Source organism: Pedobacter sp. JCM 36344 (assembly GCF_046546555.1).
Taxonomy (GTDB): domain Bacteria; phylum Bacteroidota; class Bacteroidia; order Sphingobacteriales; family Sphingobacteriaceae; genus Pedobacter.
Genome location: NZ_JBKHKK010000001.1, coordinates 143,249 through 163,947 on the forward strand (window position 1 = coordinate 143,249; position 20,699 = coordinate 163,947).

General features: G+C 40.7%; 18 protein-coding genes. 8 read left to right on the forward strand and 10 right to left on the reverse strand.

From position 1 onward, the window contains the following. Positions 1–11 precede the first annotated feature (11 nt). Both ACHFIZ_RS00720 and ACHFIZ_RS00725 read right to left on the reverse strand, forming a co-directional pair. On the reverse strand, positions 12–437 hold the full coding sequence (locus ACHFIZ_RS00720; RefSeq protein ID WP_410881846.1) for a hypothetical protein: 426 nt from the start codon (positions 435–437) through the stop codon (positions 12–14). A 146-nt stretch (positions 438–583) separates the two neighbouring features. Next, on the reverse strand, positions 584–2,803 hold the full coding sequence (locus tag ACHFIZ_RS00725; RefSeq protein WP_410881848.1) for an NADP-dependent isocitrate dehydrogenase: 2,220 nt from the start codon (positions 2,801–2,803) through the stop codon (positions 584–586). Positions 2,804–2,990: 187 nt separating this feature from the next. Here ACHFIZ_RS00725 and ACHFIZ_RS00730 point away from each other — a divergent pair, with 187 nt between their 5' ends. From ACHFIZ_RS00730 to ACHFIZ_RS00740, 3 genes are read left to right on the forward strand one after another with little or no spacing between them, the layout of a single operon-like run. Then, positions 2,991–5,045, forward strand: a complete 2,055-nt coding sequence (locus tag ACHFIZ_RS00730; protein WP_410881850.1) for a TonB-dependent receptor — start codon at positions 2,991–2,993, stop codon at positions 5,043–5,045. A gap of 49 nt (positions 5,046–5,094) precedes the next feature. After that, positions 5,095–5,829 (forward strand): ThuA domain-containing protein, encoded by a 735-nt coding sequence (locus ACHFIZ_RS00735; RefSeq protein ID WP_410881851.1) that lies wholly within the window; start codon positions 5,095–5,097, stop codon positions 5,827–5,829. Positions 5,830–5,877: 48 nt separating this feature from the next. Continuing rightward, positions 5,878–6,363, forward strand: a complete 486-nt coding sequence (locus ACHFIZ_RS00740) for a hypothetical protein (RefSeq protein WP_410881853.1) — start codon at positions 5,878–5,880, stop codon at positions 6,361–6,363. A gap of 1 nt (position 6,364) precedes the next feature. On the opposite strand, the gene ACHFIZ_RS00745 is transcribed toward ACHFIZ_RS00740, so the two are convergent. Both ACHFIZ_RS00745 and panB read right to left on the reverse strand, forming a co-directional pair. Then, entirely contained in the window at positions 6,365–7,051 is a 687-nt protein-coding gene (locus ACHFIZ_RS00745) for an RluA family pseudouridine synthase (RefSeq protein ID WP_410881855.1), read from the reverse strand. Continuing rightward, a complete protein-coding gene (gene panB, locus ACHFIZ_RS00750) occupies positions 7,051–7,866 on the reverse strand; it encodes a 3-methyl-2-oxobutanoate hydroxymethyltransferase (protein ID WP_410882244.1) in 816 nt (271 codons plus the stop codon). The genes ACHFIZ_RS00745 and panB overlap by 1 nt, the downstream gene beginning before the upstream one ends. Before the next feature lie 251 nt (positions 7,867–8,117). Between panB and carA the strand changes: the two genes are divergently transcribed. The 5 genes from carA to ACHFIZ_RS00775 all read left to right on the forward strand — a co-directional run bounded on the left by carA (position 8,118) and on the right by ACHFIZ_RS00775 (position 12,989). Continuing rightward, complete coding sequence (carA, locus tag ACHFIZ_RS00755) at positions 8,118–9,230, forward strand: glutamine-hydrolyzing carbamoyl-phosphate synthase small subunit (protein WP_410881857.1); 1,113 nt, start codon at positions 8,118–8,120, stop codon at positions 9,228–9,230. Between the two features lie 58 nt (positions 9,231–9,288). Beyond that, positions 9,289–10,059 (forward strand): ABC transporter ATP-binding protein, encoded by a 771-nt coding sequence (locus ACHFIZ_RS00760; RefSeq protein ID WP_410881859.1) that lies wholly within the window; start codon positions 9,289–9,291, stop codon positions 10,057–10,059. 8 nt (positions 10,060–10,067) lie between these two features. After that, positions 10,068–11,159, forward strand: coding sequence for an ABC transporter permease (locus ACHFIZ_RS00765; protein ID WP_410881861.1), 1,092 nt, complete (start codon positions 10,068–10,070; stop codon positions 11,157–11,159). Between the two features lie 93 nt (positions 11,160–11,252). Next, positions 11,253–12,548, forward strand: a complete 1,296-nt coding sequence (eno, locus tag ACHFIZ_RS00770) for a phosphopyruvate hydratase (protein ID WP_410881862.1) — start codon at positions 11,253–11,255, stop codon at positions 12,546–12,548. A 141-nt stretch (positions 12,549–12,689) separates the two neighbouring features. Continuing rightward, on the forward strand, positions 12,690–12,989 hold the full coding sequence (locus ACHFIZ_RS00775; RefSeq protein WP_410881864.1) for an FtsB family cell division protein: 300 nt from the start codon (positions 12,690–12,692) through the stop codon (positions 12,987–12,989). On the opposite strand, the gene ACHFIZ_RS00780 is transcribed toward ACHFIZ_RS00775, so the two are convergent. The 6 genes from ACHFIZ_RS00780 to ACHFIZ_RS00805 form a co-directional block, all read right to left on the reverse strand. Beyond that, positions 12,986–15,070, reverse strand: a complete 2,085-nt coding sequence (locus tag ACHFIZ_RS00780; RefSeq protein ID WP_410881866.1) for a hypothetical protein — start codon at positions 15,068–15,070, stop codon at positions 12,986–12,988. The genes ACHFIZ_RS00775 and ACHFIZ_RS00780 overlap by 4 nt on opposite strands. 75 nt (positions 15,071–15,145) lie before the next feature. Beyond that, complete coding sequence (gene fabG, locus ACHFIZ_RS00785; RefSeq protein ID WP_410881868.1) at positions 15,146–15,889, reverse strand: 3-oxoacyl-[acyl-carrier-protein] reductase; 744 nt, start codon at positions 15,887–15,889, stop codon at positions 15,146–15,148. A 30-nt stretch (positions 15,890–15,919) separates the two neighbouring features. Next, entirely contained in the window at positions 15,920–16,975 is a 1,056-nt protein-coding gene (locus ACHFIZ_RS00790) for an agmatine/peptidylarginine deiminase (protein ID WP_410881869.1), read from the reverse strand. Next, entirely contained in the window at positions 16,959–17,834 is an 876-nt protein-coding gene (locus tag ACHFIZ_RS00795; RefSeq protein WP_410881871.1) for a carbon-nitrogen hydrolase, read from the reverse strand. The genes ACHFIZ_RS00790 and ACHFIZ_RS00795 overlap by 17 nt, the downstream gene beginning before the upstream one ends. Positions 17,835–17,928: 94 nt before the next feature. Beyond that, positions 17,929–18,195 carry a cysteine-rich CWC family protein gene (locus tag ACHFIZ_RS00800; RefSeq protein ID WP_410881873.1) on the reverse strand — a complete coding sequence of 89 codons (267 nt, stop codon included), beginning with the start codon at positions 18,193–18,195 and terminating at the stop codon, positions 17,929–17,931. A gap of 91 nt (positions 18,196–18,286) precedes the next feature. Next, a complete protein-coding gene (locus tag ACHFIZ_RS00805; protein WP_410881875.1) occupies positions 18,287–20,665 on the reverse strand; it encodes a ribonucleoside-diphosphate reductase subunit alpha in 2,379 nt (792 codons plus the stop codon). Positions 20,666–20,699 lie beyond the last annotated feature (34 nt).

Here is a 20,699-nt window from a genome sequence, read left to right on the forward strand (position 1 = left end):
TACTTAATAGCTTAAGAATTTACTGGACTATCGTTTATCGGGTATCCTTCCTCGTCAAGATCGGTACGCTCATCTTCTGGAGTACGTCCCAAAATCTCATCTTCAGGATCAAGCTCAACACTTTCTCCACTATCAACATGCATTCCTAGGTCATCTAAATCATCCTGAATTGCATCTTCCTTTTTGGCGTATTCATCGCCTATATACGGGTTGGCCTCGTCATAATCGGAATTAAAATCAGCACCGTTTGCAGATGGCGTTTCATAAGGAAATGGATGATCATAATCTTTATCCTCACCCTTCACATCTACTTCAAATGTATTTTTTTCTTTATTAAACGATAAATTATTAAAATCCTTCGTCTCGCCCAAATCTGAATTGTGCAGTTTATCATTTGAACCTTTATTGTCTGAATTATTATCCTCGTTTGCGCTCATAGCCATATATTTTATATACTGTATAACGCTACCAGATCTTTATTTGTTTCGGTATTTTATTTGAGTGAAGGACAAAGCATTTGCGCCGCAAATAAAGCGCCCATCTGCAAATGCAAATGGGCGCTTAGATTTATTAGATGTTGTTGCTATAAACTCGCTAATGCATTATTAAATGTAGCGCTTGGACGCATGGCTTTGAGTGCCAGATCGTCATTAGGATGGTAATAACCACCGATGTTTTCTGGCTTACCTTGTGCATCAATTAATTCCTTAACTATCTGTATTTCATTGTTGGCAAGCACCTTAGCCAATGGAATAAATCTATCGTGTAATTCTTTGTCTTTAGTCTGCGCGGCCAGCCCCTCAGCCCAGTACAACGCCAAATAAAAATGTGATCCCCTATTGTCAATCTGACCAACCTTACGAGCTGGCGACTTATCATTCGCTAAAAATTTCTCTGTAGCCAGATCTAAAGTTTCTGCAAGCACCAATGCTTTAGCATTGTTTTGAGTCTGACCCAAATGCTCCAATGAAACTGCTAGCGCGAGGAATTCGCCGAGTGAATCCCACCTCAAATAACCTTCCTGCAAGAACTGTTCGATATGTTTCGGTGCAGAACCCCCAGCTCCTGTTTCAAATAGACCGCCTCCGTTCATCAAAGGAACAATAGATAACATCTTTGCAGAGGTGCCTAGTTCCAGAATTGGGAATAAGTCAGTCAGGTAATCACGCAAAACGTTTCCAGTTACAGAGATCGTATCTTCTCCCTTACGCAGTCTTTCTAACGTAAATTTAGTGGCTTCTACAGGCGACAAAATGCGGATATCTAGACCCGTCGTGTCATGTTGAGACAAATATTTAGTTACTTTCTCTATTATCTGTTGATCATGCGCTCTGTTTTGATCTAACCAGAAAACAGCAGGAGTAGCAGATAAACGCGCTCTGTTAATGGCTAATTTAACCCAGTCCTGAATTGGGGCATCTTTAGTCTGGCACATCCGGAAAATATCTCCCTTTTCAACATTCTGATCAAAGAAAACAGCACCGGCAGCATCAGTTACACGGAAAATTCCATCAGCTGTCGCCTGAAAAGTTTTATCATGTGAGCCATATTCTTCTGCCTTCTGCGCCATCAATCCAACGTTTGGCACAGAACCCATAGTCGTTACATCAAAGGCACCATTAGCTTTGCAATCGTCAATTGTCGCTGTGTAAACGCCTGCATAGCAACGATCTGGAATCATAGCAAGGGTGTCTTGTTGTTGATTATCTTTGTTCCACATCTGACCAGATGTGCGAATCATTGCTGGCATCGAAGCATCAACGATAACATCTGAAGGCACTTGAAAATTAGTAATACCCTTATTTGAGTTTACCATTGCGATAGCTGGTCCTTTAGCAATTGCCATTTCTATATCGGCTTTAATTTCTGCTTCCTTTGCGTTTCCGGCGATCTTAGCGTAGACATCACCTAAACCATTGCTGGTATCTACATTGATCTCTTTGAACAGGTCGGCATATTTGCTGAATACATCTGCAAAGTAAACTTCTACAACAGCACCGAATATGATCGGATCGGAAACCTTCATCATTGTAGCTTTCAAATGCGCTGAGAGTAAAATACCTGCTTCTTTCGCTTCTTCTTTAGCTTTTACGACAAAGGATTTCAACGCCGATAAACTTAAGGCAGAACTATCAATCACTTCACCTGCTTTGAGAGGAGCTAAACCCTTTAGCTCAGCTACCGTACCATCAGCAGTAACAAACTCAATCTTAAACTGACTGGATTCCCCAACTGTAACCGACTTCTCAGATCCGTAAAAATCACCTTCGGTCATGCTTAACACCTTAGTCTTAGAATCCGCAGACCATGCTCCCATGGAGTGGGGGTTTGCTTTTGCGTAATTCTTGACAGCTTTCGGCGCCCTACGATCAGAGTTACCTTCACGCAACACAGGATTCACTGCAGAACCTAAAACTCTTGCATACTTTGCTTTAATTGCTTTTTCTTCATCTGTTTGCGCGTTATCCGGATAATTGGGGATTGCAAAACCTTGCGACTGCAATTCTGTAATGGCAGCTGCCAACTGCGGAATCGAAGCGGATATATTAGGTAATTTTATGATGTTTGCCTCTGGGGTTGTGGCCAATTGTCCCAGTTCTGCCAAAGCATCTTCAACCTTTTGATCGTCTTTCAGGAACTCAGGGAAGATTGCCAGGATTCTTCCTGCTAAAGAGATATCCCTGCTTTCTACATCAATACCTGCAGATGCGGTAAAGGCTTGCACAATTGGTAAAAGAGAGTAGGTTGCCAACATTGGCGCTTCGTCTGTTTTGGTATAGATAATTTTTGCTTTGTTCGACATATTATATAAATATGATTATGTGAATGAAAAATGAAAGTGGATTGTTTATGATAAACATGCTTTCGTTAAAATCGCCCAAAGATATATTAATCGAATGAAAATTAAGGCATCGAAGTGTCAGAAACCTACATAGGAAACGTTTACACGGGGGCATAGATTCTGACAACTAATAGTTAGCTTTAAACACATGAAAAAAAGTTTACTTTTTGCGCTTACGCTATCTGGCGTTCAACTTTTCGCTCAAAATAAAACCGACACCACAAAACGTCTTCAAGAAGTCGTTATCAAACCCTACTTTACCGAACAGCCATTGATGCGTGCTACCGGCAGCATAGGTTTGGTTGACCAAACGGTATTCGATAAACAATCCACTAGTTCTTTGGTAAGCTCAGTGAACACAGTTTCCGGTGTTCGTATGGAAGAGCGCTCTCCTGGCAGTTACCGACTATCAATTCGGGGAAGCTTACTGAGGTCGCCTTTTGGAGTACGGAATGTGAAGATTTATTTCGACGATTTCCCACTTACAGATGCAGGTGGAAATACCTATCTAAACGCCTTGGACGTCGCCGCTGCCGGACAGCTTCAAATTTTGAAGGGACCTCATGGCAGCATCTTTGGGGCAAATTCAGGAGGAGTAATTTTGGTGCAACCACAGTATCCTTCAGACACCACACAAATCGGGCTAAAGCTCGAGGGCGGAGCATATGGATCTTTTCACGAAAATGCCAATATTGCCCAGCAATTCAAAAAATACGCTATAAGCCTAAGTCAAGCGTATCAGCGAAGCGACGGTTATCGTGAGCACAGCAATATGGAGCGCAAATATTTTCAAATGCTTCAGAAATTGGATTACGCTCCAAACGCAAACCTGAAGGCACTTGTTTTCTATTCCGACCTGAGCTACAGCACTCCGGGTGGTCTAACAGCTGCTCAATTTTTGGCAAATCCAAGAACATCCAGACTGGCAACAACTTTTACCAAAAGCGCAATAGAACAAAACGCCGGGATTTACAGCAAAACGATCTATGGAGGTATCACCAACACATGGGATATTACGGCTAAATTTAAACACGTACTTTCTGTTTATGCAAGCCATACAGATTTTAAAAACCCATTCATTACCACTTACGAAAAGCGCGATGAAAATACTCGTGGTTTAAGGTCTTACTTTGAATACAATACCCGCGTGAAAGCAGCTAACATTAAGTTAAATGTTGGGGTGGAAAGCACGCGCACTGGAACAGGATTCGAAAATTATGATAATAATTCTGGTGTACCCGGGGCGGTTCAATCGATCGACGACCTAACTGCCAAATCGAGTTTTGCGTTTGCTCAGCTAAGTTTTGATGTCCTTGAAAAGCTCCTTGTAGAGGTCTCTGCAAGTGCCAACCTGAACAAATATGATTACGAAACCTTACAACCCACACCAATTCCCAAGAGGGAACGAAAGTTCGACAATCAACTTTTGCCAAGGTTAGCACTTTCTTACCTGGTCAATTCCGACTTGACACTTAGAGGTTCTATAAGCAAAGGCTATTCGGCACCAACAACCAGCGAAGTAAGGCCTTCCAATAACGTGATCAACCTAAGCCTTGAACCAGAATACGGATGGAATTATGAAACGGGGTTCCGTCTTCAGGCGATGGATAAGAAGTTATTCTTAGACCTGACGGGATTCTACTACAACCTAAAAAGTGCGATAGTGAGGCGGGTAGATCAAAACATGGCAGAGTTCTTTGTAAATTCAGGCGGCACCAAACAATGGGGGTTAGAAACTTCCCTTTCATACTGGCTTCTTCCGTATAAAACATTCGGTTTAGTTAGGGCTATTCAAATCAGAAACGCTTACACTTTAAGTCGTTTCAAGTTTGTGGATTACGTATCAACAGCCAGCGACTTTTCTGGCAATGCTTTAACAGGTGTACCAAAAGCGGTGGTGGTAAGCAGTGCGGATGTACAATTGCTTAAAGGATTTTACCTTTTTGTGCAACACAATTACACCAGTAGTATTCCACTTAATGATGCGAATACCGCTTACGCTAGAAAATACCACTTAATGCAAGCTAAAGCTGGCATAAAACAATTGATGATCGGAAAAGTGCCATTTGAGGTATACGTTGGCGCTGATAATATTTTAAATCAAAAATACAGTTTAGGTAACGATTTGAATGCTGTTGGAAATCGCTACTATAACGCTGCAGCTACTAGATATTTTCATGGAGGTGTGGTAATAAAAATTTAATCCTATGTGAAGGATTTCTACTATATTTATTCTTTATAAACACATGAACATGAACAACAAAAATCTTCTGGGCTTAGTTATTTTAGTCTTTTTTCTTTTACCCAACACCGTTTCGGCACAAAAAAAGCGGGTGCTGGTATTCTCTAAAACAGCAGGTTTCAAGCATTCTTCGATAGGAGTTGGTACTGCTGCCATTCAAAAATTGGGTGCGGAAAACAAGTTTGAAGTAGATACCACTACCAATTCTGCCGCATTTACCTCTAAAAATTTGGAAAAATATGCAGCAGTCATTTTTTTGAACACTACTGGCGACGCATTAAATGATGAGCAACAGAAAACCTTTGAACAGTTTATTAACTCAGGTAAAGGTTTTGTTGGAGTCCATTCAGCTACTGACACCGAGTACGGCTGGCCTTGGTATGGAAAACTGGTTGGCGCCTACTTTGTTAGTCACCCTGAACAACAAATCGCTACATTGAACGTGGTCGACAAGAAAACGATCGCCACAAAACACCTTCCTGAAGTATGGAAACGTAAAGATGAATGGTATAACTTTAAAGATATAAACCCTGATATAAAGGTCTTGATTACCATCGATGAGACCAGTTATAAAGGAGGCATAAATAACAACAATCATCCAATGGCTTGGTACCACGATTTCGATGGTGGACGCTCATTTTATACGGAACTCGGCCATGTGGAAGAATCCTATACAGACCCTTTATTTTTATCGCATTTATTAGGTGGAATTAAGTATGCTTTAGGAGCAAAAATGGCCTTGTAAGGCTATTGCTTAAACCATTTTAATATTTCAGAAAAAATCCAACAAAACATGAGAAAATTAATCTTAGCATTAGTAGCGGCATCATCCATTCTGGCTGCTTGTAATAGTGAGAAAAAAACAAGTGTAGAAGCCGACAGTTCAGTGGCTATGACTGCAGATACTACTATGGCTAAAGCAGCTGAAGCTTTCAGTGACGGCTGCTATGCTTATACAAAGAACAGAGACACTGCTTTGCTAACTTTGAAAGTAGCGGGCGAAGAAGTAACAGGTGACCTTAGCTATAGCTTATATGAGAAGGACAGCAACAAGGGAACCATAGCCGGAGAAATTAAGGGTGATACCATTATTGCAGAATATGACTTTAACTCAGAAGGAGTCCGTTCCATCCGTGAGATCGTTTTCCTTAAAAAAGGAGGAAAACTATACGAAGGTTTCGGTGAAGTAGAAACTAAAGGAATGAAAGCCATTTTCAAGGACAGGGCATCCCTCAAGTTTGAAGGAAGTATTGTTTTTGATCCGGAAGCGTGCAAGTAATTTAGCAGTTTTCGAATCTTTCCCAAAATCCGTCAATAGGCAATTTGGCAAAGATGTTAACAGGCTCCTTTTTTACAGGATGTATAAATTGTAACCTGCGGGCATGTAAGCATATGCTTCCTTTCCGCGAACCTCTAGGATAGCCATATTTGTTATCTCCCACTATCGGTGTTCCCATAGTGGACAACTGAACTCTTATCTGGTGTGATCTGCCTGTGAGCGGATCCACCTCTATCAAATAGTAATCGCCAAGTTCTGTGATTAACCGATAGCTGAGTTCTGCTCGCTGACTTCCTGGCACTTCTACATTGTGTGGTGTCACTACGTTTTTTTGCGGATTCTTGACCAACCAGTGCACAAGGGTTCCCGAGATATTACCGGGTCTATTTCTAACTACCGCCCAATACGTCTTTTTAACTTCTCTGTTTTTAAATATGGCGTTCATCCTTTCTAAAGCCTTACTCGTTTTAGCAAAGAGAATAACACCACTAACGGGACGATCTAGTCGGTGCACGACACCTAAGAAAGCACTGTTAGGCTTATTATATTTAATGGCAAGATATTTTTTTACTTGTTCATCCAGCGGCTCATCGCCAGTTTCATCTACCTGCACAATATCCCCCGCCTTTTTATTGATTGCGATCAGGTGGTTGTCTTCGTAAAGAACGTCTTTGTGGGTTACCGGCATTAGTATTGTTCTTTCTCGTTGGGGAAATCTTTAGCCTTCACATCGTTGATGTAAGATTTGGCGGCACCAAGAATTCCGTCATATAAGTTCATGTACTGACGTAAAAAACGTGGTTTGAAGCCTTTCGTAAGGCCAATCATATCATTCACTACCAACACTTGACCGTCGCAGTCTGGCCCTGCTCCGATCCCGATGGTCGGGATAATCAGGCTTTCTGATACTTCTTTAGCCAGCTTAGCCGGGATTTTTTCTAACACTACCGCAAAACATCCCAACTCTTGTAAAGCAAGTGCATCTACTTTCAATTTCTCTGCTTCCGCTTCATCCTTTGCCCTAACTGTATAGGTTCCGAATTTATAGATTGATTGGGGAGTCAGGCCAAGGTGCCCCATTACTGGTATTCCTGCAGTTATTATTCTGGAAACTGATTCTGCAATTTCAGTTCCTCCTTCAAGCTTTACGCCATGTGCACCAGATTCTTTCATGATCCGGATTGCCGAATTTAAAGCCTCTTTGGAATTGCCCTGATACGAGCCGAAAGGTAGATCAACGACAACAAATGCTCTTGTAGCACCTCTTACCACGCCTTGAGCGTGATAAATCATCTGATCAAGTGTGATGGGTAAAGTGGTTTCGTGACCAGCCATTACATTTGAGGCAGAATCGCCAACCAATAACACATCTAAACCCGCATCGTCAAGCACACTCGCCATTGAAAAATCATAAGCTGTTAACATGGCTATCTTTTCTCCATTGTGCTTCATTTCCTGAAGAATATGGGTAGTAATGCGTTTTACTTCTTTATTTACAGACATGGCATTTCGTTTTGTTGGAGCAAACTTAAGTTTTCCGACTGAAAGATAGTCAGTTTTATTATTTTTAGCCCTTAGTTTTATTGTTTTCAAAAAGCACTTGATTTAATCGCTCAAACACATATCTTTGTACTCCGAAATGAAGGGGTTATTTAACAGTACATTTGTTAACAACAACAGCGACATCAACGTCGCATTCCCAATTCCATTTTTCTCATTTTTCTTCATCAAACTTCCCATTATTATAATTACCCATGACTAACTACACAAAGTTACCTGCGATCTTATTACTTGCTGATGGTACCGTATATTATGGCAAAGCTGCTGGAAAAATCGGCACTACGACCGGTGAAATTTGTTTTAATACGGGGATGACCGGTTATCAGGAGATCTTTACAGATCCTTCTTATTTCGGACAAATCATGGTTACTACCAATGCACACATTGGTAATTATGGCATCCACAAAGATGAAACTGAGTCTGAAAATATTAAGATTGCCGGTTTAGTTTGTAAAAACTACAATATAGGTTTCAGCCGCAAAGAAGCTTCTGAGTCTATTCAGGATTACTTTCAAGATGAGAACATAGTTGGTATTTCTGATATTGATACCCGCTCATTGGTTCGCCACATTAGAAATAAAGGTGCTATGAACGGAATCATTTCTTCTGAAATCAATGATCTTGAGGAATTGAAAGCCAAATTAGCAGAAGTTCCTTCCATGGATGGATTAGAATTATCTTCTCAGGTATCAACCAAAGAAGCCTATTTCTACGGTTCTCCAGATGCGACGTACAAAATTGCAGCGCTTGACCTGGGTATCAAGAAAAACATTTTGAGAAACTTTGATGACAGAGATATTTACGTGCAGGTTTTCCCCGCGAAAACTACTTTTGAGGAAATGAATGCCTGGGGTGCTGATGGATACTTTATCTCGAATGGTCCTGGCGACCCATCGGCAATGCCATATGCTATTCAAACCGTTAAAGAAATCTTAGCAGCTGATAAACCAATGTTCGGTATCTGTTTAGGTCACCAATTGTTGGCTGAAGCAAATGGAATTGGTACCATGAAGATGTTTAATGGCCACAGGGGTTTAAACCATCCGGTAAAGAACATCATCAAAGACCGTTGCGAAGTGACTTCGCAAAACCATGGTTTCGGTGTGGTGCCAGATGAGGTTAGAAAATCTGATAGGGTAGATATCACACATATTAACCTGAATGACCAGTCGATAGAGGGCATTCGCGTGAAAGGTAAAAAAGCCTTTTCTGTGCAGTATCACCCCGAATCTTCTCCTGGTCCGCACGACTCGAGATACCTCTTCGATGACTTCATCGAAATGATAAAAGGCGAACTAGCCTGGTAAACAAAAAGAAGTAACCTAGGTTACTTCTTTTTGTTTAAAACCTTATTACATTTAGATCATGGAGAGAAAAGAGGCAATCATCAGCGTCAAAAACCTTATCAAAAAGTATGATGATTTTACCGCGGTAAAAGGCATCACATTTGATGTTTACGAAAATGAGATCTTTGGTTTACTAGGACCCAATGGCGCTGGCAAAACAACCACTTTAGAGATTATTGAAACGCTTAGGGAAAAGACATCTGGTGAGATTACTGTTAATGGCTTTTCTGTTGATAGCGATGCCAACAAGATTAAAAGGATTATTGGAGTGCAGTTACAGGCTGCAGGATACTACCCCAACCTCAACCTGGTAGAATTACTGGAACTATTCTCCGGCTTGTATGATGTAAAGATCTCTCCTATGGAGATGTTGGGTAAGGTAAATCTTCAGGACAAAGCTAAAGCGAAGTTCAAAGCATTGTCTGGCGGACAAAAACAACGTTTCTCTATCGCAACTACATTAATCAATTCTCCTAAAATTATATTTCTTGATGAGCCTACCACAGGCCTTGACCCTCAGGCCCGTCGCAACCTCTGGGATTTGATTACGGAGATCAGAGATGCAGGTACAACAGTTGTGCTTACGACCCATTACATGGACGAAGCAGAGCAGCTTTGTGATCGTGTAGCATTTGTGGAGCGGGGGGAGATCATCGTTATAGATACTCCTGATGCTTTGATAGACAACCTGGTGAACAGTGGTTTTGAGCGTAAGAAAGAAGTGAAAAAAGCCAATCTGGAGGATGTTTTCATCCACATGACAGGTAAGGAATGGAGAGCTGATAATTAATTTTGAAAATGAATAAGCCTTACAGTAATATAAACGCCACGTTGGCGCTTGCCAAAGCAAGTTTTCGGTCTATCATGCGAAGTCCTTCCGCAGTAGTTTTCACCCTAGCGTTCCCTTTGATATTTATTCTTGTTTTTGGCTTTCTTGGTGGAAGTGGCATCAAGGTAGACCTTGCAGTTTCGCCCGGCTCTGATCTTCAAAATCCTGTGATCAAAGCTTTGGAAGGCGTAAGCATGGTCCATCTGGTCAAAGATAAGGACGCTTTGGATATCAAAAATGCATTAGAAAAAGGCAATTATGCTGCCGTAATAGATGTGCAAAAGAACGCTTCCGGGACACCTGCCTATTTGGTGAATGTGCAATACACATCGGCCTCCATGGATAAGGGTAACATCCTTAAATCCGTTTTAAACAACTTACTTTATAGCCTAAATTCCAAAGATGTTACCCCAACAATTGCAGCTTTGAGGGAAAGCACAGTAAAGGGTAGAACATACAGGACTATCGATTTTATTTTACCTGGTCAACTCGGTTTCTCCTTGTTAAGTACTGGTGTGTTTGGAACCGCTTTTGTGTTTTTTAGCTTACGCCAGAATCTGGTAATTAAACGTTTTTTTGCCACTCCGGTAAAGAAATCCAGCATTGTATTTGGGGAAGGAATTGCAAGAATAGGTTTCGCTTTATTAGGTGCAATCTTCATCATTGTTATTGGACATTTCTTTTTTAAGTTTACCCTTATACATGGAGTAATAACTGTATTGAATATGCTGGTATTGGCTTTTATCGGGCTTATTGTGTTTATGGGATTCGGCTTCGTAGTATCCGGAATGGCAAAGAGTGAGAGTACAATCCCGCCGATTTCTAACATCATTACATTACCGCAGTTTCTATTATCGGGAACCTTCTTTTCGATCGATGCTTTTCCATCCTGGCTACAGCCAATTAGTCGCGCTTTACCCCTAACTTACCTTAATGATGCCATGAGAAAAGTAGCCTTTGAAGGAGCTGAATTATGGGACGTTAAATTCCAGATAATGATCCTGATTATTTGGGGCATAGGTATTTATGCAGTCGCTGTAAAAGTTTTTAAGTGGGAATAGTCCCGTTTTTAAAATTTATTATAACTTTGGATATTGCCTTAGTAATTGTACATTCTACACTAAGGCTTAGTTACAAACAAAATATAGAGAAAAATGAGTTTAATAATTGATGTTCGTGCGCGACAAATACTTGATTCCCGCGGAAATCCTACAATCGAAGTAGATGTAATTACAGAAAATGGTATCCTTGGCCGTGCTGCAGTACCTTCTGGTGCTTCAACAGGTATGCATGAAGCAGTTGAGCTTCGTGACAACGATAAGTCTGTGTATATGGGTAAAGGTGTTTTAAAAGCCGTTGCCAACGTAAACGATAAGATTGCCGATGAGTTAAAAGGTATGGATGTCTTTGAGCAAAACGCCATTGATAGCTTAATGCTTAAATTAGACGGAACTGAAAATAAAGGAAACCTTGGTGCTAACGCTATTCTGGGTGTTTCTTTGGCAGTGGCTAAAGCCGCAGCACAAGAAAGCCGCCAGCCGTTATACCGCTATATTGGTGGTGTTAATGCTAACATTCTTCCCATTCCAATGATGAACATCGTTAACGGTGGTTCTCACTCTGATGCTCCTATCGCGTTCCAGGAATTCATGATCATGCCAGTTGGTGCATCATCATTCTCTGAGGCTTTGAGATGGGGAACTGAAGTTTTCCATAACTTAAAAGCGATTCTTCACGACAGAGGTCTTTCGACTGCTGTAGGTGATGAGGGTGGTTTCGCACCAACTTTCGATAGCACTGAAGATGCAGTAGAAACGATCATCAAAGCGATTGAAAAAGCAGGTTACAAAGCAGGCGAGCAAATCTTCCTGGCGTTCGACTGTGCTGCTTCTGAGTTTTACAAAGACGGCAAATACGATTATACTAAGTTTGAAGGCGAGAAAGGTGCAATCCGTACCAGCGCTGAACAAGCAGAGTACCTTGCTCAACTTTCTGAAAAATATCCAATTATCTCCATTGAAGATGGTATGGATGAGAATGATTGGGATGGTTGGAAGTTATTAACTGATAGAATCGGTGATAAGGTACAATTGGTAGGTGATGACTTATTTGTAACTAATGTTACCCGTTTACAATCAGGTATCGATAAGAAAACTGCCAACTCAATTTTAGTTAAAGTGAATCAAATTGGTTCATTGACTGAAACCATCAATGCTGTTAGTTTAGCTCAATCTAATGGTTATACTTCTGTAATGAGTCACCGTTCTGGCGAAACTGAGGATACTACAATTGCTGATTTAGCGGTAGCATTGAACTGCGGTCAGATCAAAACTGGTTCTGCTTCACGTTCTGACAGGATAGCAAAATACAATCAATTGCTTCGTATTGAAGAAGAACTTGGTGCAACTGCACGTTTCATCGGTAAAGACTTCAAATACTTCAAAAAATAGATCTTTCAGATCATTGTAAGAACCCCCGAGGCTTTATAGCGTCGGGGGTTTTTTATGAGACTGGCAAACTATTATCAAAAGCTCAGTATGATTTAGCAAATTATATATCTTTATATCGATTTATCATTTATATTTGGTTATATGAATCGCGTGCTAGAACTTCTTCGCAATAAATACTTCCTAAGTGTAATTGCATTTGTGGTATGGATGCTATTCTTTGATAAGAATGACATATTAGCACAGTACGAGTTTAAGTCTCAGGTGAACAAATTACAGGAAGAGAAAGATTTCTACGTAAAAGAAATTGAGACCGTTAAGAAAGATTTAAACGAACTAAACACCAACCTCAATACTGCAGAGAAGTTTGCCCGTGAGAAGTACTTCATGAAAAAAGATAATGAAGATGTTTTTGTAATTGTTAAAGAGGTAAAGGCAGATTAAATCTCCCCATTCCTTTTTCTAAAGAACCATTCCATGGTTAATAACAACATGATCATGACGAATAACCATTTAAAATTAATCAGCTCTTCGTATTTTCTATCCTCATAACTCAGGGTTTTAATCTCGTCATTGCGCTCAATATCTTTGAGAATTTTCATGAGGTCTTTAGGCATGTACATTTTGCCGTTCGATTGTGAAGCCATACTGCCAAGAAGCTGGTGATTAGCAATGGTTTGTTGATACTCCGCTACAATAGTGTTTACGTAAAATATTCCTGAAACCTTGAATTCCTTATTACCGAATTCTGTGGATGCTACATAGGTATAGCTACCCGGAGGTAAGGTACCTGCATCTAACTGATAAGCAGCCTCTGTTCTTGAAAACAAAAACTTGTAGGCTTTACCATTTTCATTCTTGATCTGGATGTTCACTTCCGGCTTATTCACTGCAACGTAGCTATCATTATAGAGCAAAGCATTGACAGTAATGTTCTCATTCTCGTCAAAGGTATTTTTTAGGGTATAGGCTTTGAATTTCCTTTTATCGTCTTTGACCGACAGATATTGAACAGATTTAGAAATCAAACTATTGGTCACAGATTCAGTCGACCCATCGAGTGCCTCACCTAGTTTCCATTTATAAACACCTTCGCCAATTAAGTACCCCACTTTCCTTCCATTCTCGCTGCTAAAAAGCAATTGTGGATACTGCGTGTTGATCTTTCCAATTCTTTGATTGAGCGCAATGGAGGATTCACTATTAATCTTAACCGTACCAAAGGGCGCTAATAGTGGGTCAAATCTACTAATACTTTTTAGCTCAGAATCGCTGATATCAAATGAAGTGAATCCAGCATTAACAGTTGAATAGGTTTCCCGCAAAATACTGGCATCTCCGTTGTAGATTAGTACATTTTGAAACTGATTAAAGGCCGCCAAATTGCTTTGTGCCCCCAAAATGTACCAAATTGAAGTGTTACTTTCTTTCAGTTTATTTAAAAAAAGCTGACCGATATTTGAAGCGACAGGTAATTGGTAAAGTATTACCAAACCGTAGTCCTTAGGATTTAAAGTATTTAAATCCTCAGCAATAGCAACCTTAACTTCGTAACGTTGGTTAGCAGAGATGGCTTGTTTAAATACAGTGATATCAGGATGAGGAGCAGCGGCAGCGATTAGTACCTTTTGCTTAGCATCTATGACATCCACAAAAAGAAGCTGACTATTATTCCTTGTAGAAATCTCGTCAGGCAGGGTACTTAGCAATATCGTATATTTTTGCAATCCTAGTTTCGATGCTTTGATTTTGACCGGCAACGTTTTTACAAATGGATTTGCATTGATCGGAATTGATTGCCTTTGCAATTCCTTCCCATTCTGTAGCACTTTCAGCACTGCCTGCGATCCATTGCTTTCAAAGGCCTGAACTTGTACCTCAGCGGTAAACTCATTGTCGAGATAAACGATATCATTGCTATTTACATTGGCGATCAACAGGTCCCTTTTAGGAATAGTATCCCCTAAAGCGATGGTGTATACAGGTGCCTTAAGTTTGTTTAAATCGTCGAGTGGGCTCCCACCCCTGTTGAAAATTCCGTCACTGGCAATGACTACTGCGCCGACATTTCGATTTAGAAGTTCGTCATTCAATTTGTCAATAAACTTTGCAGCATTACTGATCTTACCTTTGTTACTGAAATCAAAACCGGACTCGACATTGTCGCTAAAGCTGTAGATTTTTACCTCGAACTTACTGCTCAGTTGTTCAGACAAATGTTGAAGGTCCTTTTCATAAGCCGCCTGGTTAAAACCTGGAGGCTTAATTGCACCTACGGAAATAGAATTATCCTGTCCGATGATAATGATTGGCCTTTCCAATTCATAGGAAATGCTCCTTAACAACGGAAAGAACAGCAGAAAAGCAATAGTCGTAATGATTAACGCTCGGGCGCCAGTTAATGCATAACGTGTATTTTTGTTTAGATGCTCCGCATTTCTATACAGCAACCAACTCAATAAAAGCCCTGAAAGCAAACAACCAAACAAGGCCAATATGGTATATACTGTTAGGGAATCGCTCATACGTCTGAAGTAAAGATGCTAAAAAAGCGCTGAAAATATCCAGCGCTTCCTAAACTTTTACAGAAATCTGTGTCCTTATAACATACCACCACATACCGACAATACCTGTCCGGTCACATAAGCACTCATATCCGATGCTAAGAAAACACATACATTGGCAACGTCTTCCGTTTCTCCAGCACGTCTCAGCGGAATACCATCTTCCCAGCCTTTCACCACCTTAGGATCCAAAACTTCAGTCATTTCTGTCCTTATAAAACCTGGAGCCACTACGTTAGTACGGATGTTTCTTGAGCCTAATTCCTTAGCTAATGATTTTGAGAATCCTATAATACCTGCTTTTGAAGCAGCATAATTCGCCTGACCAGCATTTCCTGTCACCCCAACAACTGAACTCATATTGATGATAGAACCTTTTCGTGCTTTCATCATTACTTTAGAAGCAGCCTTACATACATTAAAGACCGATTTCAGGTTAACATTGATCACATCATCCCATTGCTCCTCACTCATGCGCATCAATAAACCATCCTTGGTGATTCCTGCATTATTGACTATAATATCCAGGGCACCGAAATCAGTAACAATAGCATTGATCAATACCTCTGCTTCATCAAATTTCGAGGCATCAGAACGGTAACCTCTAATTTTTGTGCCATACGCTTCCAGTTCGCTTACCAATGCTTCTCCCTTTTCAACCGACGAAAGGTAGGTAAACGCAACATTGGCGCCCTGTTCAGCAAATTTCTCTGCGATCTTGCGCCCGATTCCTTTGGATGCACCAGTTATGAGTGCCGTTTTTCCTTCTAATAACTTCATTTATTTCTATTGTTTTGGTCGTCTGTGTTTTTAAACTGCAGGTTCTTGTTGACTCAGGCAATGGAAGCTTCCTAATCCCCAGATGATGTCTGTAGAATCAATTCCGATTACCTTTCTGTCAGGGAATACGCCTCTAATTATTCCCAAGGCCTTTTCATCGTTTACATCACTGAAAGTAGGTACAACAACTGCAGCATTTGAGATGTAGAAATTCGCATAGGATGCCGGTAGTCGTGTGTCCTCATGGATTACAGGAGATGGCATTGGTAGCTGAACTATGTTTAATGGTTTACCATTCAACAAACGCATCTCTCTCAAAGCTGCAAGATTCTCCTGAAGCAGGATGTAATTTTCATCTAATGGGTTGCTTTCTACAACTGTAAGCACTGTGTCTTCGTTTACGAAACGCGTTATGTCATCAATATGGCCGTCCGTATCATCGCCTACAATACCGTCACCAAGCCAAAGTACTTGTTCAGCGCCGTAGCATTCCAAAAGGTACTCTTCAATCTGTTCCTTGGTTAAATGTGAATTTCTATTCTTATTCAAAAGACAAGCCGTAGTAGTCAATATTGTCCCTGAACCATTAAATTCTACCGAGCCGCCTTCCATCACAATACCTGGGTGAAATACTGGTATATCAAGATGTTCTGCAATAAGGGTTGGGATAAGGTCATCCTGCTCAAAGGGTGGATATTTATTCCCCCAGGCATTATATCCCCAATCTACGATTACCTTCTTTGATTCTGCGGAAGTATTTACAAGAAAAGCAGGGCCATGGTCACGGCACCATGCATCATTGCTTGGATTGAAATAAAATTCTATTTGATCCAGATTAACATCCTGTTCCATTAATTTACTAATTGCAAATGCCTTCATTTCTTCATCATTCACATTGATCCGTACCTTTTCACCTTCTGATACCGCCTTTATAAACTGACAATAAGGTGGGTAGATGTTGTCTATTTTACCTGGCCATGATTCCTCTTTATGAGGCCATGTTAACCAGGTGGCTTCGTGTTTAGCCCATTCTGCGGGAAAACTGTATCCCGCCTTTTTAGGCGAATTGTCAAATAGATTCGTCATCAATATATCTTTTCGTGATTTGTGAATAACTGTCTATACGCCTGTCCCTCAAAAACGGCCAATGCGTTCTATAACTATCAGATTTTGACATGTCGATTTCCACAACCTTAAGTTCTTCTTCGTTATGTGACGCCTGATAGAGGATGGTTCCGAATGGATTGGATACGAACGATCCTCCCCAGAATTCCACCCCTGCCTCTTCACCAACACGGTTAACGCTGACGACAGGTATTCCATTGGCGATAGCATGTGAGCGCTGGATGGTTTGCCATGCATTGTATTGTTCTCTATTTGTAGGTAGATCCTGCGTAGTTGCCCAGCCTATAGCGGTTGGATATACCAAAAAATCTGCTCCCATTAAAGAAGTCAACCTTGCTGCTTCTGGATACCATTGATCCCAACAGATCAATACACCTATTTTAGCATATTTTGTTTTAAAGACTTTATAACCAATATCTCCAGGAGCGAAATAGAACTTCTCATAGAAGCCGGGATCATCTGGAATGTGCATTTTGCGATATTTTCCGAGATAAGTTCCATCAGCATCCAAAACCGCAGTAGTATTGTGGTAAAGACCTTCCGCTCTTTTTTCAAATAAAGAAGCAACAATAACAACGTTCAACTCTGCAGCAACAATAGATAATGCGTCAGTTGATGGTCCAGGGATGGTTTCAGCAAGCTTAAAATTATCGTAGTTCTCTTCATCACAGAAGTAAAGAGAAGTGAACAATTCCTGCAAACAAACTACCTGTGCTCCCTGCACTGCGATTTCCCTGATCTTAAAGATTGCTTTATCAAGGTTTTCCTGTTTATTACTGGTGCAAGTCATTTGCACCAATCCTACTTGTACTTTTGCCATTGTTTATTAACAAATAATTTTTGCTAAAGTTAGCCAAAATAAATAAACTGGAATGCCAACTAGGGGTGGGAATGTGTGCAAGCTTTACGGAAAGCTATTGCTTAAATGCGCCGCCAGAAGTTGATTCACTTGAGAATATCTCTTGATATTCCTGCTGTATCTGGAATAAACAGGGTGCACATAAACATCCATCATGCTGCTCACTGATATACTGCATCTCGTTCAGCGTTAGCTGAATCACGCTGCATTGGCATTTCGTGTAAGAATTTGCCTTGCATTCAATAGCTGAACCGCAGCGTTCGCAAGGAATAATCTCATGTTTTGCCATTTCCGTTACAAATATACGATACCTGGGTGGCATCTACTTTGACGACCATCTTTATTACATTAAAATTAAAAGGCTGGTCTGATTTTCATCATGGCCAGCCTTAACTTTATACTTGGTTAAAAAATTATCCTGAACAGCTGATGCAGCCTTCTTCCATTGAACATACCGGACCTTCAACGATCTCTTCAGCGCTTTGTTCAATATGTGCCGGAATTACTGGCTCCATGTTTTTACCAGCCTGATTCTCTACGGTAAACTTAATAGCTTGAGAAGCCGCCTGAGTACGCAGGTAATACATTCCAGTTTTCAATCCCTTCTTCCAGGCATAGAAATGCATAGATGTTAGTTTTGACGTATTCGGTGCGTTGATAAATAGGTTTAGCGATTGAGACTGGCAAATGTATGCACCTCTATCCGCGGCCATGTCAATGATACTACGCATTTTGATCTCCCACACTGTTTTGTACAGTTCTTTGATATAATCAGGAATTTCGGCAATGTCTTGAATCGAACCGTTGGCTAAAATGATCCTGTCTTTCATTTGTGGAGTCCAAAGACCTAAAGCCACAAGGTCTTTCAACAAATGCTTATTTACCACGATAAACTCGCCGCTCAACACTCTCCTTGTATAGATATTAGAAGTATATGGCTCAAAACATTCATTGTTACCAAGGATCTGTGAGGTTGAAGCAGTCGGCATTGGTGCAACCAATAACGAGTTATAAACACCATCCTTAACTACTTTCGCACGCAACGTTTCCCAGTCCCAACGGTTACTGTCTGGAGTTACATTCCAAAGATCGAACTGGAATTTACCTTCTGATAATGGAGATCCTTTAAAAGTTTGGTAATGACCATTTTTAACCGCCAGGTCGTGAGATGCAGTCATTGCAGCGAAATAGATGGTTTCAAAGATTTCCTTATTAAGGATTTTTGCAGCTTCACTTTCAAATGGTAAGCGCATCAAAATGAACGCGTCAGCCAATCCCTGTACACCCAAACCAACTGGTCTGTGACGCATGTTAGAGTTTTTAGCCTCCTCTATTGGATAATAATTGTGATCGATGATCTTGTTCAGGTTCAAAGTGGCCTGATACGTCACATCATATAATCTTTGGTGGTCAAACTCGCCGTTCACCACATATCTAGGTAAAGCAAGAGAAGCTAGGTTACAAACGGCAACCTCGTCCTTTGAAGTGTACTCGATGATCTCAGTACATAAGTTTGAACTTTTAATGGTTCCAAGATTTTGTTGGTTGGATTTGCTGTTGGCGGCATCTTTGTACAAGAGATAAGGCGTTCCAGTTTCAATTTGTGAATCAAGTATCGCGAACCAAAGTTCTTGTGCTTTGATAGTTTTACGAGCTCTTCCTTCTTTCTCGTAACGCTCGTAAAGCGCATCAAATTCTGCACTATGGCAGTCCGACAAGCCTGGTGCTTCATCTGGCGAGAATAAACTCCAATCGCCATTTTCTTCGACTCTTCTCATGAATAGGTCACAAACCCAAAGTGCATAAAACAAATCACGTGCGCGAAGTTCTTCTTTACCATGGTTTTTACGTAAGTCTAAGAAGCTGAACACATCTGCATGCCAAGGCTCTAGATAGATAGCGAAGGCTCCTTTGCGTTTACCTCCACCCTGATCTACGTAACGCGCAGTATCATTGAATACTTTTAGCATCGGCACGATACCATTACTTGTACCATTAGTACCACCAATGTAGGCTCCTGTAGCGCGTATGTTGTGAATGCTAAGACCGATACCGCCTGCACTTTGAGAGATTTTAGCAGTCTGTTTTAAGGTATCATAAATGCCTTCGATACTATCATCCTGCATCGTTAACAAGAAACAAGATGACATCTGGGGTTTAGGCGTTGCCGCATTGAACAATGTTGGTGTTGCATGTGTAAACCAACGCTCGCTCATTAAATTGTAAGTAGCAATTGCACTGTCGATATCTCCCTTATGAATGCCTACAGATACACGCATGAATAAATGCTGGGGACGCTCAACAATTTGACCCGCAACTTTCAGCAGGTATGATTTTTCAAGCGTTTTGAAACCGAAATAGTCAAAGCCAAAGTCCCTATCGTAGATTATAGTGCTGTCTAAAAGTTCGGCATGCTCATTAATCACTTCCCAAACGTCATCTGCGATTAGAGAAGATGGCTTGCCTGTTTTTTCATCGATGTATTTGTAAAGCATCTCCATAGTTTTGGAGAAGGACTTTGTGGTATTCTTGTGTAAATTAGATACAGCAATACGAGAAGCAAGTAAAGCATAATCCGGGTGCTTTGTAGTTAAAGAGGCAGCTGTCTCTGCTGCTAGATTATCAAGCTCGGAAGTCGTTACGCCATCGTATAAACCTTCGATCACCTTCTTGGCAACATCGATTGGATCTACAAGCTCTGGGTTGAAACCATAACATAACTTCTCAATACGAGCGGTTATCTTATCAAACCTTACCACTTCCTTGCGGCCATCTCTTTTTAGTACGAACATATTTTCAGGGAATTAGTGATGTAAATTTTTATTA